The following is a 13,899-nucleotide window of genomic DNA, read 5'->3' as shown; positions in this document are numbered from 1 at the left end:
ATCTTCTGCCGGCAGACACAACTCCCCGGACGGCATCCGGGGAGTCACGATCAGAAATCTACCGTTGCCTGCAGGCTCAGGCTGCGCGGTTCCCCCTCAATGACCCGCAGGTTACCTGCACTGGACGCATAATATTCGCGGTTGAACAGGTTTTTGACGTTCAGCTTGATCTGGGTGTGTTTGCCAACCAGCTTACTGTCCCAAGCGATAAACGCATCTGCCACCGTGTAGGCAGGCATGGTAAAACTGTTTTCCGGATCGCCTGCGCGACGGCCCACATAGCGGCCCCCTCCGCCCAGCCGTACATCACCCGGTACCGCAGGTAGCGTCATGCGGTGGCTGAGATAGAGACTCCCCATGTTGGTTGGGGCGTTCACCAGGCGGTTACCGACGTTATCCGGGTTGAGGTTATCTTCGACAATCTCGGTTTTGTCGTAACTGTAATTGGCGGTCAGATCCCAATTGCGGGCGAGTTCTCCGTTTAGCTCCAGTTCAACGCCGCTAGAGCGCGCTTTTGGAATGCTGCGAGTGACGCCGTTGATAAAGATCGACATATTGTTTTCGTCTATACGGTACAGCGCCAGCGTAGCATCGACCACTGGGGTCACTTGCCATTTACCGCCAACCTCGTAGGTAGTGCCGGTTTCAGGCGTAGCAACGTTCCCGTTGTCATCCACGGCCGTGGACGGAGTGAAAGAGCGGCTGTAGTTGGCATACAGTGAAACAGCCGGCGTGAGCTTGTACACCACACCGGCCTGCGGCAGGAATTTGTCATCCTTGTCGTTCAGCGTGTTTTTGGGGTTCTGGAAGCCATTACTGTTGTTTTGGTAATAAGACTGGTAGCGGGCGCCGAGGACGGCAATCCACTGGTCGGTTAAATGAATACTGTCTTTGGCGTAGACCGAACGACTGTACAAGGTGCTGCGTAGATTACTCAGGGCATCATTGTAAGTACTGCTGTTGGTCACCGGCGTTTCACCGTAGGCAGGATCATACATATTGAAGGTTTTTGACACCTTGCCGCGGTAGGAGTAGGCCTTGTAGGTCTCATTTTTCTCATAGTCGACGCCCACCAACAGGTCATGTTGCATGCCAAGTGCGATCGGCGACCCGATCACATCCCAGGAATAATAGTCTGTCTGGTGGTTGAAGCCGCGGTTGGCATCCGCACGGCGTGAAACAATCCCCGTGGCGGTGTCGATCGCCGTGGCACGCACTTCGTTGCTGTCGTAGCGACGTTGCATCCAGGCATAGTTGAAACGGGTGGTCCAGGTGCTGTTCAGTGCGTAGTCATAATGTGCGTTGAGGCGTTTGTTTTTGCCCCACGCGTGGTTGGCATAATCGTCCAGCCGGCGGTTATAAGGAATATCGACAGGCTTGCCATTGATAAAGGCCGTGCCGCGGTCATAAGGAATATCGTATTTGTATTCGCTGTAGGCAATGTTGAATGACGCTTTATCGCCAAACCAACTGAGTGACGGTGCAATCAGCGTATGCTCATCGGTGCCAAAATTGCGCCAGTAATCTTCGTGTTGACGCTCGGCAATAAAACGAAAAGCAAAACCGTTGCCGAGTGGCCCGGTGACGTCGACCGTGCCGCTGCCGCCACCAAAACTGTTAGTGGCACCACTGAGGCGGGTGTTCCAGTCGTATTGCGGTTTTTTACTGATGAGGTTAATGATGCCGCCAGGGCTGAGAATGCCGTACAACAGCGACGCCGAGCCTTTAAGCACCTCAACGCGGTCAGTGGTGGCGTCCATGCTCAAGCCCTGATTACTACGAACGCCGTCGATGAATACTGAACCGTCCGAGTTAACACCAAAACCACGTTTGACAAACCCGTCTTCAGTGCCGCCCAGCGTATTACCCTGTGTCACGCCACTGACGAATTTCATGGCATCGTTGACGCTTTTGACCTGGAAGTCGTTAATGACGTCAGGTGTGACAACGCTGACAGATTGCGGCACTTCGCTGAGTGGGGTGTTGGTTTTGCTGGCGGTGGACGCGCTATCCGTGCTGTAGCCCGCTGCCGGCAAGGAGCTGGTTGTGACGGTGAGCGACTCGTCCTCTGCCTGGGCGGTGGCCACAGGCAGTGCCGGTAAGACGCTGACAAGCAGGGGAATTGAACGAAAAACCTGACATTTTTTTGTTTTATTCAGACGATGACTTTCTACCTGGTGCATACAATTCCATATCAAATTAATAAATAATAACGATTATCATTTTTATTATAATTTGCATATGCACGATTTGAATAGTGAATGTTTGTCTGATTGGGGGAAACGCGATCCTGGAGCTTTGCAGCCAAAACCGCGCGCTAGGCTTTGGCGCTGTGGTGAAGCGCAATCTGCGCCTCGTTTAACACGACGCGCCACAGGCGAGGGAGCATGGGAATTCGGCCACTACATAACGCTACAGATTGATACATAATAGTATTTTTAAAGCGTTAATTAACGGGTGCCAACCCCGCTAAAAGTGGCAATAATATGAGTCTGGCTGCGCGTTTTACGTGCACCGTCAGGCATGGCAGACGGGCTATCCGTTGCCATTATGCAGGCTAGATTTTATCCGTATTCTTCGCAAGCCTCTGGAAGCAAGATGCACACCACCGAGTTATCTGGCGCGACAAAATTACAGCATGCAGTGATCGTTCTTTTGCTGGTGTTTGCAACCTGTATCTTTGGCATTGAAAGCCGACCTACCGGCCTTTTGGCGACATTTTGGCCGACCAATGCCGTGTTGCTGGCCGTTCTGGTGCGTTACCCTAAACTCGCCAGCCCTGTGGGGTGGGCGATGGCCATGCTGGGTTATTTGGCAGCCGATTTACTCACCGGCAGTACGCTGGGCAAAGCCCTATTGCTCAATGGGGCCAATATGGCGGGTGTGGCGGTCGGATATTATCTGTTTATGCTTTTGCCGCCTCAAATTCGAGCCCTGGAACGTACCTCGTCCAGTATTTATCTGTTTGCTATCTGCCTGGCGAGTGCGACCGCAACGGGGTTACTGGGTGCAGGGGCTTCAGTGTTGCTGTTCGGTCGTCAATATCTGCCTTCATTGGCGCTGTGGTTGTCTTCTGAGTTCACCAATTACATTACGTTAATGCCGTTTATTCTGGCTTTACCGGCAGACTGGAAAGGGTATTTGCGCAGCATTACGCAGGCAGTGACCTTGCGCAGTCAGTGGTACAACATCTGCACAAAGGTCGCCGTGTTAATCCTGCTGACGATGGCCTGTATCTGCAGCGTCGTGATTGGCGGCCCCGGCGCGGTGATTTTCCCCATGCCAATCCTGCTGTGGCTGGCGATGACGTTTTCGCTGTTCAGTACGATGATTGCCGTGTTGGCCTATGTATTGTGGTGCCATCTGGCGATTGATCTGGGGCTGATCGCTATTAATCTCGACATGACGATATTGCAAAATACGGTGTCGATGCGGTTGGGCGTGGCGCTTTTGGCGCTGGGGCCGATCGCTGTCGCCAGCATGAATTTTGCCCGAAATGCACTGCTGCGCAGGTTAGAGCACGTAGCGAACCACGATGCGCTGACCCACGTATTAACCCGCAACGCCTTTATGCAGCGTGGCACGCGCCTGGTTAGCCAAAAAGGGGAACGGGTCTGCATTATGATGCTGGATATCGACTATTTTAAATCGATCAATGACCGTTTTGGCCACGCTGGCGGCGATGTGGCGTTGTTGTCCTTTACCCGCGCCATCATGGGGGACCTGCGCGAGCACGATCTCTTTGGCCGCATGGGAGGAGAGGAGTTCGCGATCGTGGCGCCGATCGAACAACCGCAAGATGCGATGTCGCTGGCTGAGCGCTTGCGTCGACGAATTGAAATTGAATCTATCACCATGCCAGCCGGTAACCATTTGCAAATCACGGTGAGCATCGGCATGGTTACCTGCATTGGCGGTTCCGAACAGAATCTTGACAACCTGTTGAAAATCGCGGACTTAGCAGTATACAAAGCCAAAAACAGTGGCCGGAACCGGGTCGCAACGCCAGAGTTACTCCCTCGAAACACCCCCGACCTTTGAGCCCCCCGGGGGTGTAAATGGTTGCCCCCGCCAATGGCGTCTAAAATGGAAGAGGGCGTAGGCAGCTCCGTCTGCGCCACACCGACTGTCGAACAGACAAGAGGAATCTCCGATGAAATATGTTGAAGGTTTTGTGGTGGCGGTACCCGCCGCTAATAAGGAGGCGTACCAAAAACTGGCCGCCGCAACGGCCCCCCTGTTTAAAGAGTTCGGTGCCACGCGGATCGTCGAATGCTGGGGTAATGATATCCCCGATGGCAAACTCACCGATTTTCGTGGTGCGGTTAAGGCTGAAGCTGATGAAGTTGTGGTATTCAGTTGGATCGAATACCCGTCTAAGGCCGTACGCGATGAGGCGAATCAGAAGATGATGACCGACCCGCGTATGAAAGCGTTGGGCGAAAAAATGCCGTTTGACGGTAAGCGAATGATCTTCGGCGGCTTCGAATCAATCCTGGACCAATAGCGGAGGGGATATTGTGAAAATAACCCAACACTTGTGGTTTGAGAAAGACATGGATGCAGCACTACGCTGTTACATCGATCTGATCCCCGGTTCTTCCCTAACCTGGCACTCCACATTGCCTGCCGACACCCCCAGCGGCCCGGCAGGCAGCGTAAAACTGGCGGCTTTTACGCTGGGTGACCAGCGGTATGCAGCGATTGAAGCGGGCCCTTTGGATCCGTTCAACCACAGTTTCTCCATTATGGTCGAATGCGCAGATCAGGCGGAGGTTGATCGCCTGTGGGATGCGTTGAGCGACGGCGGTCGTGTTGAGCAATGCGGTTGGTTGCGCGATCGCTGGGGGTTGAGTTGGCAGATTGTTCCCAAGCGACTGACAGAGCTGATGAACGATCCCGATGCCATGAAGGTAAGAAGGGTAACCGAGGCGATGCTGCAGATGGTCAAACTGGATGTTGCGGCGTTAGAGGCGGCAGCTCGCGGATAACATCGCAGCTAACTGCCCCGCAGTCATATTGGCTGTGGGGCAGTTAGGTGATTCAGTGTAATGCAAAGCGTCATCGTGGGGTGTAAATTGACGCAAATCACCTTTTTGCATCAACCCTGCTCACGCAGGGCTGAATTTTTATCATTTGTCAGCGTCGACGAATCGCTGCACCCTAGAGCTAACCTTTGTGCAGCGTAGAGAACAAAAATGGAAAAGACACAGATTCAGCAATGGGTTACCCAATTCCCGCTGGTGCAGGCACTGATCGACCTTAAACCGGTGACCTGGTTCAACCCACGAGCGACCACGTTGAACGCGGGGCTGCCCTTTGTCGGTCTTGGCGCTGCCGACGTGACCGATGCGGAACAACGGTTAATGCGTTTTGCCCCTTATCTGAGCGCCGCCTTCCCGGAAACGCGCATCACCAACGGGGTGATTGAATCTGATGTCGTCGCGATTCCTGCCATGCAAACGGCGCTCGATCGGCGCTATAGCCTGCCGTTAGGCGGGCGTTTATGGCTGAAAAAAGACAGCCACCTGCCAATCTCCGGGTCGATCAAGGCACGCGGGGGCATTTACGAGGTGCTGGCACATGCAGAGAAACTGGCTCTGGAAGCAGGGAAACTGCAGTTAACGGACGATTATTCCACGTTGTTCTCGGCGGAGTTCCGCGAATTTTTCAGCAACTACCGCATTGCGGTGGGCTCAACCGGTAACCTGGGTATGTCGATCGGCATTATTAGTGCCAGACTGGGTTTCAGCGTCAGCGTGCACATGTCGGCAGATGCCCGTGAATGGAAAAAGCAGAAGCTGCGTGATAATGGCGTCAACGTAGTTGAATACGCACAAGATTATGGCGTCGCCGTGGAACAGGGCCGTTTGCAGGCCGCGCAGGATCCACACTGTTTCTTTATTGATGATGAAAACTCACAGACGTTATTCCTGGGCTATGCCGTTGCCGGTGGGCGTTTGAAGCGTCAGTTTGACGAGAAAGGCATTCGGGTTGATGCTCAACATCCGCTGTTCGTTTATTTGCCCTGTGGTGTCGGCGGTGGCCCCGGCGGGGTCGCTTTTGGGCTGAAACTGGCTTTTGGTGACCATGTGCACTGCATTTTTGCCGAGCCGACGCACTCACCTTGTATGCTGCTGGGTGTACACACCGGACTGCACGATGGCATTGCCGTTCAGGATTTGGGCATTGATAACCACACCGCGGCAGACGGCCTGGCGGTTGGACGCGCATCCGGCTTCGTTGGGCGCGCCATGGAGCGCCTGCTTTCCGGTTTTTACACGCTCAGCGATGATGAGATGTTTGCGCTTCTGGGGTTGCTGGATCGTCATGAGCACATTCAGCTTGAGCCTTCTGCCTTGGCCGGTATGCCGGGGCCATGGCGTGTCACGGCAGATAGCGAGTGGCTGGCAAGTCAGGGGCTGAATGAGGCGCAGATGAAGAGTGCTACCCATCTGGTATGGGCAACGGGCGGTGGTATGGTGCCTGAAGCGGAAATGGCCAAATATTTAGCTAACGCACAACAGGTTGATTAGTGCGACAACAGCCTAAGATCTGGTGCACTTTTACCCCGCAGGATACGTTCTTTCTGAGCGTATCCTTGGTCATCACCGTCCCAACGCCAGGTAACGCAGGGTCGCCACAACCGCCAACTGACGGTTATGAATCACCTGATCTTCGGGCGGTTCATGGCTTTCAAACAGGGTATTAAAAGTATACTGGTTGGCGACATAGTGGAAACACAGGCTGCTGATCAATCGATGCACGTCAGCGGCACTGGCGTCTGGAGTGAACAGCCGCTCTTGCTTACCGCGCTGCAATATCGCCTCCAGCAGTGTCAGTGCGCTCTGATTCAAGGCCTTAATACGTGGTGACTGGCGGATATACTGACCGCGCATCATGTTTTCCATGCAGATCACGCGGATGAAGTCAGGGTGTTCTGCGTGGTAATTAAAGCTTTCTTCTACCAGCCGGGTCATGGCCTCTACCGGGGCCAGTGCTTGCAAATCCAACCCCGTTTCGTGAGCGCGTATATGCAGATATACGTGCTCAAGCACGTCCAGGTAGAGCGATTCTTTATTCTTGAAGTGATAAACCACCATACGTTTGGTGGTTGCAGCCTGCTCTGCAATGTTCTCCATGCGAGCGCCTTTTAGGCCCGCTTCGGCAAACTCAGCCAGTGCCGCAGCGAAAATGCGTTGCTTCAGGCCGACGGGGTCGTTTTTGCGCTTGGTGGCAGGGATCTCATCATTCTTCAAAACATCAGTCACTTATCTTTATGGGGACACCGGTTAAGAGTAACCGGGGTGACCCGTCAATACAATCCGCCGCCTCTTCACTTTTGAGAAGGGCATCATGTTGCGGAAATGTAAACGAACAGCAATGATAGACGTCTCAACTGCCATTAAACAAGACTATTTTCCACTTTATAACGGCGAGTTTTACGGATGTTAAGGGCAATGACGGGGTAAACGCGCAGCCTAATGTCCTGCTTGGTGCTGACGGGGTGATATCTCTCACTGTTGAAAATGTACCTTGCGGTTCGAAAAGCATCGGATTATCGATAATCTCCGTTGCCGACCCGCGCAGGAATTCTTACAGTAGCAGCACGATAATTCACGGTTTGTTCGATGGTTGAACATGGGCATGCTGAGCGTTTGTGCGAAGGAAAAATTGTGGTTCCAAACGAAATTGATGTTCGAACGCTGATCAACGATCGTCCGATATGTGCCTACCAGAAACTGATCATCTTGCTGGGATTCATTGTTATCGCCCTGGATGGATTCGACATTACCCTGATGGGGTTTATCGCACCGGAGCTGAAAAACGAATGGGGCGTGGGTAATCATCAGTTGGGTATGGTGATCAGTGCGGCGCTGATAGGCCTGACAATAGGGGCATTACTGTCCGGTCCGTTGGCAGACTGGTTGGGTCGCAAAGTGATCATTATCAATAGCGTGTTCTTTTTTGGCGTATGGACGCTGGCCACCGCATTCTCACACAATATTGATCAAATGATTTTCTTCCGCTTTATGACCGGACTGGGGCTGGGAGCGGCGATGCCAAACGTGGGCACGTTGATCTCTGAATATGCACCGGAAAAGAAACGCTCTTTTGTTATCACCGTGGTGTTCTGCGGCTTTACTTTCGGTGCTGCGCTGGGGGGATTTGCCGCATCGTGGATCATTCCGCACAGGGGCTGGCATGCACTTTTATTACTGGGCGGCATACTGCCACTGGTGTGCGTACCGCTCTTAATCGCCAAGCTGCCGGAGTCGGTGCGATTTTTGGTGGCCAAACGTGCCAGCCAGCAACGCATTGGCAAAATTGTGGAAAAACTGGCCCCCGGTAGCACAAATCCCCATACGCGTTACAGGTTGCCGACACAGGTGGAACCCGGCAAAGGCGCAATGCAGATTGTGGTCTCACGACAGTATTGGTTCGGTAGCCTGATGCTGTGGTTGGGCTATTTCATGGCGCTGTTTCTGGTCTATCTGCTGGGCAGCTGGTTACCGACGTTGGTTAAAGGTATCGGCATGAGTGTGGCGCAGGCTGCGGTGATTACCGCTCTGTATCAGGCAGGTGGCACCTTCGGTTCGCTGATTACCGGTTGGTTAATGGATCGGGTTAATCCGCACCGGGCGTTGGGCGTAATCTATTTGTTGGGTGCGTGTTTCACGTTATTGATCGGGCTGGTGGCCCATAGCACGGTCATGCTTGGCATGGTGGCTTTGGCCTGCGGTTTTTGCCTGAACGGCGCGAATACCGGCATGAATGCGCTGTCTGCGCATTATTATCCTACAGAAGCACGGGCTACCGGCTCCAGTTGGATGCACGGCGTTGGGCGTATTGGCGCCATTCTGAGCGCCTTCGCCGGAGCTGAAATGCTGGCGCTGGGGTGGGGGTTCGACCGCATTTTTGCCATTATCGCCATTCCGGCGTTAATCACCGCTTGCGCCATCTTTGTAAAGGGTGCCAAGGGGTATAACCGCCAGGCGCAATTGGTTACCCGCGGCATTGCCAAAGGCCTTTGATCTGCCCAGACCCAGGCACTGCCGTGGTATCAAGCTTCACTAAATTTAACCCGGCAAAATAGGATGCCGGGCAGGCCACCCCCAGCGTTTATGCGGACACTTTAAAGCCCCACCGTTTTTGTGCCGATCATGATGGCTTGCCCACCGACGCTAACGCGGCTAATGGTCCGCGCCTGTGTATCAATCGTCACCTGGATCAGAGATGAGCTGCCCATGGCTCGCCCTTGCTCGAACAGAAAATGGGTTCCGTCGGGCAGGACATGATTGACCAGATAGCATCCCAGAGCGCCACTGGCACTGCCGGTGGCGGACTCTTCACTGATACCGTAGAGCGGTGCGAAATTCCGGCAGTGGGCCGTGATGGGAGCTTGGCGACTGAGTTCAAATACGTGGAAACCGATAGCGTCGAATTGGCGGCTCAGGTTGGCGATCGCTTCATCGTCGGGCTGTAGGCTGTCTAACTGGCCAGGCTGTACGGGGACAATGATGTCCGGCAATCCCGTTGAGACCACCGCGATGGGCAAACCGGTCCCCACAATGGCCTCGGGGTGAATGCCGAGGGCAAGCGCAACAGATTCAGCATCAGGCCCTGGCCGGGTGATAGGCAGGGTCTGTTCCATAACGACATCGTGGGGGCTGACGGCGACACTCAGAATACCGGCTTTGGTTTTTTGGCTATACTGGCCAGGCTTAAGCAAATGAAGCGAAACCAGCGTAGAGAAAACGGCTACCGTCGCATGCCCGCAAAAATCCACCTCGCCTTCAGGCGTAAAAAACTCCACCTTGAAATCTGTGTCGTCACCGGTATAGACAAATGCGGTCTCGGAAAAACCGACCTGCCGCGCAATAGCGATTTTTTGCGTAACGTTCAGGTCGGGCGGGTAGAGAACGACCCCAGCAGGGTTGCCGCCAGAATTCTCCCGGGTAAAGGCGTTCACAAGGTACAGGTTGACGCTGTGTCCAACCGAGTGCGTTGTTGCGTTTTGCATCTGTGGTTCCTGCATTATGGTTTGGTGAATGCTTTCACTCATCATCGATCCTTCTCTTTTAAATGCAGACGGTTGGAGGGGTAATGCGTGGCTGCGCCATGACTATGCCACAATAAAAAAGAGCCACAAAATGTGGCTCACAGGGGGAAAGGGCGTATTACAGCTGTTCGCCGTTGCTGGCGATAACCCTTTGGTACCAATCAAAACTCTTTTTGCGCGAACGCTCGAGCGTGCCGGTACCGTCGTCGTGTTTGTCGACGTAGATAAAACCGTAGCGTTTGCCGTATTCCCCGGTGGTGAAGGAGACACAGTCGATACAGCCCCAAGGGGTGTAACCGATCAAATCAACCCCGTCGTCGATCACGGCTTTTTTCATCTGTTCGATATGTGCGCTTAGGTAGTCAATGCGATAATCATCGTTGATTTTACCGTCAGCTTCGACCTTGTCGAAGGCACCAAAGCCATTTTCAACGATAAACAACGGCTTCTGGTAGCGTTCGTACAACACGTTCAACGAGTAACGCAGCCCAACGGGATCAATCTGCCATCCCCAGTCGGACGCTTTTACATGCGGGTTTGGTACGTTACCGGGGAAGTCGAACATCGCATCGCCAGTGCTTACCGCATCGGCCTTCAGAGCATTGCTCATGTAGTAGCTGAAACCGATGTAATCCGCGCAGCCTTCGCGCAGGGTTTGTTCGTCCTGCGGCTGCATCTCAATCTTGAAGCCTTTGAGTTCCCAGTCTCGCAGAAGGTACGACGGATAGTAGCCGCGCACTTGCACGTCGGTGAACAGGTAGCGCGAATGCATCGCTTCTACGCTGTACATGACGTCGTCTGGCTTGCAGGAGAACGGGTAGAAGGGCACGCAGGCCAGCATGCAGCCAATGTTGAATTCCGGGTTAATCTGGTGACCGAGTTTAACCACCTGAGCACTGGCGACAAACTGGTGGTGCAATACCTGATACAGCGTCTGCTCTGGGTTCTCTTCTTGGGTATACACCACGCCGGAACAGCAATAGCCAAACAATGGATACTGGTAGTTGCTCTGGTTGTTGATCTCGTTAAAGGTCATCCAGTACTTCACTTTATGCTGATAACGACGCAGCACCACCTCGCTGAAACGCACGAAGAAATCGACCACCTGACGGTTCTTCCAACCGCCATACTCTTTCACCAGGTGATAGGGCATCTCAAAGTGCGACAGGGTGATCACCGGTTGGATATTGTATTTCAACAACTCATCAAACAGATCATCGTAGAATTGCAGGCCGGCTTCATTCGGCTCAAGCTCATCACCCTTAGGGAAAATGCGGGTCCAGGCGATCGAGGTACGGAAACATTTGAACCCCATTTCTGCGAACAGCGCGATATCCTGTTTATAGCGACCGTAGAAATCCACCGCTTCGTGGTTGGGGTAGCGATAGCCTTCCAGCACACCGTCGGTCATCACGCGGTCCACGCCGTGTGCACCGCCCGACAATACGTCTGCGATGCTAGGGCCTTTGCCCCCTTGATCCCAACCGCCTTCAACCTGGTGCGCAGCGACGGCGCCACCCCACAGAAAATCTTTCGGTAACTGTTGTTGTTTCATCGTTGGTTTCTCATTCCATTATTCATGAAAGGTCACGGATGAGAATATAGTAGCAAGCTGGAATTGAATGTCACGATATAACAAACCGCCCCTTAGGGTGACTTGTTACATTAAAAAAACAGGCTGTTTTATTTCGCGGCGCTAATATGACCCAATCGCTTGCCGATGGTTTCAATAATGTAAATAACCGGGATTTGGGTCGTGATATTATGGTGCCCGGCGATCAGCTGCGGTGGCACGTGGTAGGAGAGGTTGAAGTCTGCCATGCGCGCCAGCGATGAGGTTTCATTGTTGGTGATGCTGACAATCTTGCAGTTATGCAGGCTGAACTGGCTGGCCAGGCGCAGGATCTCTTCCGTCTCGCCAGACACGGAAAGCATAATGGCGACAGCGCTTTTATACATGTCACTGTTGATAGGGTAATAAGGGTCATCAATATGGGTGCTGAATTTACCTACATTGGAAAAGAAACGTGCACCGTATTTCCCCAACGCGCCCGATGTGCTTACGCCAACAAAAATAATACGTTCTGCGGCGGCAATATATTGTACCGCCTGGTCAATAAGCTGGTTGAATTCGTCGTTGTTAATACTTTTAAAGAAACTGATTATTTCACTGGTGCCGAAATCTATCGGTGGCGCTTCGGTCTGTTCAAGATACAACTTAAAGCGAATGCGGAATTCAGAATAACCCTCACAGCCCATTTTTTTGCAAAAACGCAGTACCGTGGTGGTAGATACCCCGACGGCCTCCGCCAGCTCACGAATGGTCATGTATATCACGGGGTTCTTATTCTTGATGACGAAGTTATAAACCATCAACTCCAGTGCATTGAGTTCGGCAATTGCTTTATGGGTAAACATAGACCTATCCAACGAGTAACAACAGACCTTAATCAGCGGGCTAACATAGCAAATTTTGCCGTTGCCCGCTTGTGGTTTTGTTGTCGCTCAGGCCCGTTTGGCCTTGTCCAGCAGCGCGTCATGCGCCGGTTCGCTGTCGGTCAGGTCACACTCTTTTGGCAAGCGCCATGCGATGATCCCGGCAATGATCAGCGACACCGCCAATCCGCACACCGCGACGTTTTGCCCATAGAGATAAATCATCACGCCCACCAGATAAGGTCCGCAGAATCCCCCCAGATTGCCCAAGCCATTAATGACGCCACGTGCGCCACCGGCCACTTCTGCAGAGGCAATACGCCCGGGCATTGACCAGAATGGGCTGGTTGCCGCTTTCAGGAAGAAACCACAAACCACCAACGCGATATAGGCGGCCACCACGTTATGGCGTAACACCACCGATGCCAGCAAGGCGGCAGCGAAGCAGAACAATGACACCATCACCCACAGCCGACGCTTGCCGGTTTTGTCGGTAAGGACAGAAATCAGGTAAATCCCCAACAAGGTTGCCACGAAAGGTAAAATGGCCAGGAAGCCCACAGAGGCCATATTGCCGCCTGTGAGGTTCTTCAGAATAGTAGGCAGCCACAGGGTGTAACCGTAGTCACCGGTTTGATAAAAGAAGTTCAGCAGCACCAGCTTCATTAGCCCTTTATTGCGGAATACGTCTTTCAGCGGGGCATTGCTGACCGGTTGTGTTCTGCTGCGGGCCTGACGTTCCCGCGTGAGTTCAGCCACCAGATATTCTCGCTCGCGGGCCGGTAACCAACGCGCCTCTTGTGGCCGATCGCTGATCAATAGCCACCAGACGGCTAAAACCACTAACGACAGCACACCTTCGAGGATAAACAACCAGCGCCAATCGAGTTGGTTAATGATGGCACCAGAAATCGGTGCGGTCAGCATGCCCCCCAACGGCGCAAACATCATGACAAAGGCATTGGCTCGGCCCAGCTCTTTTTCTGGAAACCAATTGCTGATCATCGTCAGTACTACCGGCAACATGCCGCCTTCAGAAATACCCAAGACAAAGCGCAGCACCAGCAGTTGGTAGTGATTGGTGACAAAACCGGTCGCTACAGACACCACGGCCCAGGCGCACAATGACCAGGCGATAAAGCGTTTACCGCTGCCGTTAACCGCGATGCGGCCGCCGGGAACCTGTAAAAACAGATAGCCGATAAAAAAGATGCCGCTGGCTAAACCGGCCATTTGGCTGGTGATCCCTAGATCACTTTCCATACCGCCGGGCAGCGCAAAACTGATATTAACGCGGTCCATAAAGGAAATGATGCAGGCAATCAGGATCGGGGCAATGACCCGCAGCCAGCGGGTGTTGGGTATTTTATTATCCATGGCGATCTCTCTTTACAGGACGC

The 13,899-nt window shown here is 53.2% G+C and carries 11 protein-coding genes; 5 read left to right on the top strand and 6 right to left on the bottom strand.

What is annotated here, in order from left to right; translation table 11 throughout:
- Positions 1-50 precede the first annotated feature (50 nt).
- Entirely contained in the window at positions 51-2,183 is a 2,133-nt protein-coding gene (locus tag JOE25_RS06875; RefSeq protein ID WP_209633543.1) for a TonB-dependent siderophore receptor, read from the bottom strand.
- A gap of 415 nt (positions 2,184-2,598) precedes the next feature.
- Here JOE25_RS06875 and JOE25_RS06870 point away from each other — a divergent pair, with 415 nt between their 5' ends.
- The 4 genes from JOE25_RS06870 (at position 2,599) to JOE25_RS06855 (ending at position 6,536) form a co-directional block, all read left to right on the top strand.
- Positions 2,599-4,041, top strand: a complete 1,443-nt coding sequence (locus tag JOE25_RS06870; protein WP_209633541.1) for a diguanylate cyclase — start codon at positions 2,599-2,601, stop codon at positions 4,039-4,041.
- A 112-nt stretch (positions 4,042-4,153) separates the two neighbouring features.
- Entirely contained in the window at positions 4,154-4,507 is a 354-nt protein-coding gene (locus JOE25_RS06865) for a DUF1428 family protein (protein WP_209633539.1), read from the top strand.
- 13 nt (positions 4,508-4,520) lie between these two features.
- The gene (locus JOE25_RS06860) at positions 4,521-4,991 is read left to right on the top strand and encodes a VOC family protein (protein ID WP_209633537.1); all 471 of its coding nucleotides are present in this window, start codon (positions 4,521-4,523) and stop codon (positions 4,989-4,991) included.
- 207 nt (positions 4,992-5,198) lie between these two features.
- Complete coding sequence (locus JOE25_RS06855; protein ID WP_209633535.1) at positions 5,199-6,536, top strand: D-serine ammonia-lyase; 1,338 nt, start codon at positions 5,199-5,201, stop codon at positions 6,534-6,536.
- Positions 6,537-6,608: 72 nt separating this feature from the next.
- Here the strand turns inward: JOE25_RS06855 and JOE25_RS06850 are convergent, their stop codons facing one another.
- Positions 6,609-7,259: a TetR family transcriptional regulator gene (locus JOE25_RS06850; RefSeq protein WP_209634210.1), complete on the bottom strand. Its 651-nt coding sequence runs from the start codon at positions 7,257-7,259 to the stop codon at positions 6,609-6,611.
- 372 nt (positions 7,260-7,631) lie between these two features.
- On the opposite strand from JOE25_RS06850, the gene JOE25_RS06845 reads away from it, so the two are divergent.
- Positions 7,632-9,035 carry an aromatic acid/H+ symport family MFS transporter gene (locus tag JOE25_RS06845; protein ID WP_245209707.1) on the top strand — a complete coding sequence of 468 codons (1,404 nt, stop codon included), beginning with the start codon at positions 7,632-7,634 and terminating at the stop codon, positions 9,033-9,035.
- Between the two features lie 101 nt (positions 9,036-9,136).
- Here JOE25_RS06845 and JOE25_RS06840 read toward each other — a convergent pair whose 3' ends face one another.
- The 4 genes from JOE25_RS06840 to JOE25_RS06825 form a co-directional block, all read right to left on the bottom strand.
- Positions 9,137-10,024 (bottom strand): PhzF family phenazine biosynthesis protein, encoded by an 888-nt coding sequence (locus tag JOE25_RS06840; protein WP_209633531.1) that lies wholly within the window; start codon positions 10,022-10,024, stop codon positions 9,137-9,139.
- 157 nt (positions 10,025-10,181) lie between these two features.
- Positions 10,182-11,618, bottom strand: a complete 1,437-nt coding sequence (locus JOE25_RS06835) for a 6-phospho-beta-glucosidase (RefSeq protein ID WP_209633529.1) — start codon at positions 11,616-11,618, stop codon at positions 10,182-10,184.
- A gap of 128 nt (positions 11,619-11,746) precedes the next feature.
- Positions 11,747-12,481: a MurR/RpiR family transcriptional regulator gene (locus JOE25_RS06830; RefSeq protein WP_209633527.1), complete on the bottom strand. Its 735-nt coding sequence runs from the start codon at positions 12,479-12,481 to the stop codon at positions 11,747-11,749.
- Between the two features lie 87 nt (positions 12,482-12,568).
- The gene (locus JOE25_RS06825; RefSeq protein WP_209633525.1) at positions 12,569-13,876 is read right to left on the bottom strand and encodes an MFS transporter; all 1,308 of its coding nucleotides are present in this window, start codon (positions 13,874-13,876) and stop codon (positions 12,569-12,571) included.
- Between the last annotated feature and the right edge of the window lie 23 nt (positions 13,877-13,899).

Origin of the sequence: Serratia sp. PL17, assembly GCF_017832355.1 — a bacterium.
Lineage (GTDB): Bacteria > Pseudomonadota > Gammaproteobacteria > Enterobacterales > Enterobacteriaceae > Serratia.
This window is presented reverse-complemented; position numbering and strand designations above follow the sequence as displayed.

What these genes read in the sequence shown, in the direction of transcription:
- JOE25_RS06855 (WP_209633535.1), top strand. Translation starts at nt 5,199, where the DNA reads ATGGAAAAGACACAGATTCAGCAATGGGTTACCCAATTCCCGCTGGTG.
- JOE25_RS06835 (WP_209633529.1), bottom strand. Translation starts at nt 11,618, where the DNA reads ATGAAACAACAACAGTTACCGAAAGATTTTCTGTGGGGTGGCGCCGTC.
- JOE25_RS06830 (WP_209633527.1), bottom strand. Translation starts at nt 12,481, where the DNA reads ATGTTTACCCATAAAGCAATTGCCGAACTCAATGCACTGGAGTTGATG.
- JOE25_RS06840 (WP_209633531.1), bottom strand. Translation starts at nt 10,024, where the DNA reads ATGCAAAACGCAACAACGCACTCGGTTGGACACAGCGTCAACCTGTAC.
- JOE25_RS06865 (WP_209633539.1), top strand. Translation starts at nt 4,154, where the DNA reads ATGAAATATGTTGAAGGTTTTGTGGTGGCGGTACCCGCCGCTAATAAG.
- JOE25_RS06870 (WP_209633541.1), top strand. Translation starts at nt 2,599, where the DNA reads ATGCACACCACCGAGTTATCTGGCGCGACAAAATTACAGCATGCAGTG.
- JOE25_RS06825 (WP_209633525.1), bottom strand. Translation starts at nt 13,876, where the DNA reads ATGGATAATAAAATACCCAACACCCGCTGGCTGCGGGTCATTGCCCCG.
- JOE25_RS06845 (WP_245209707.1), top strand. Translation starts at nt 7,632, where the DNA reads ATGGTTGAACATGGGCATGCTGAGCGTTTGTGCGAAGGAAAAATTGTG.
- JOE25_RS06875 (WP_209633543.1), bottom strand. Translation starts at nt 2,183, where the DNA reads ATGCACCAGGTAGAAAGTCATCGTCTGAATAAAACAAAAAAATGTCAG.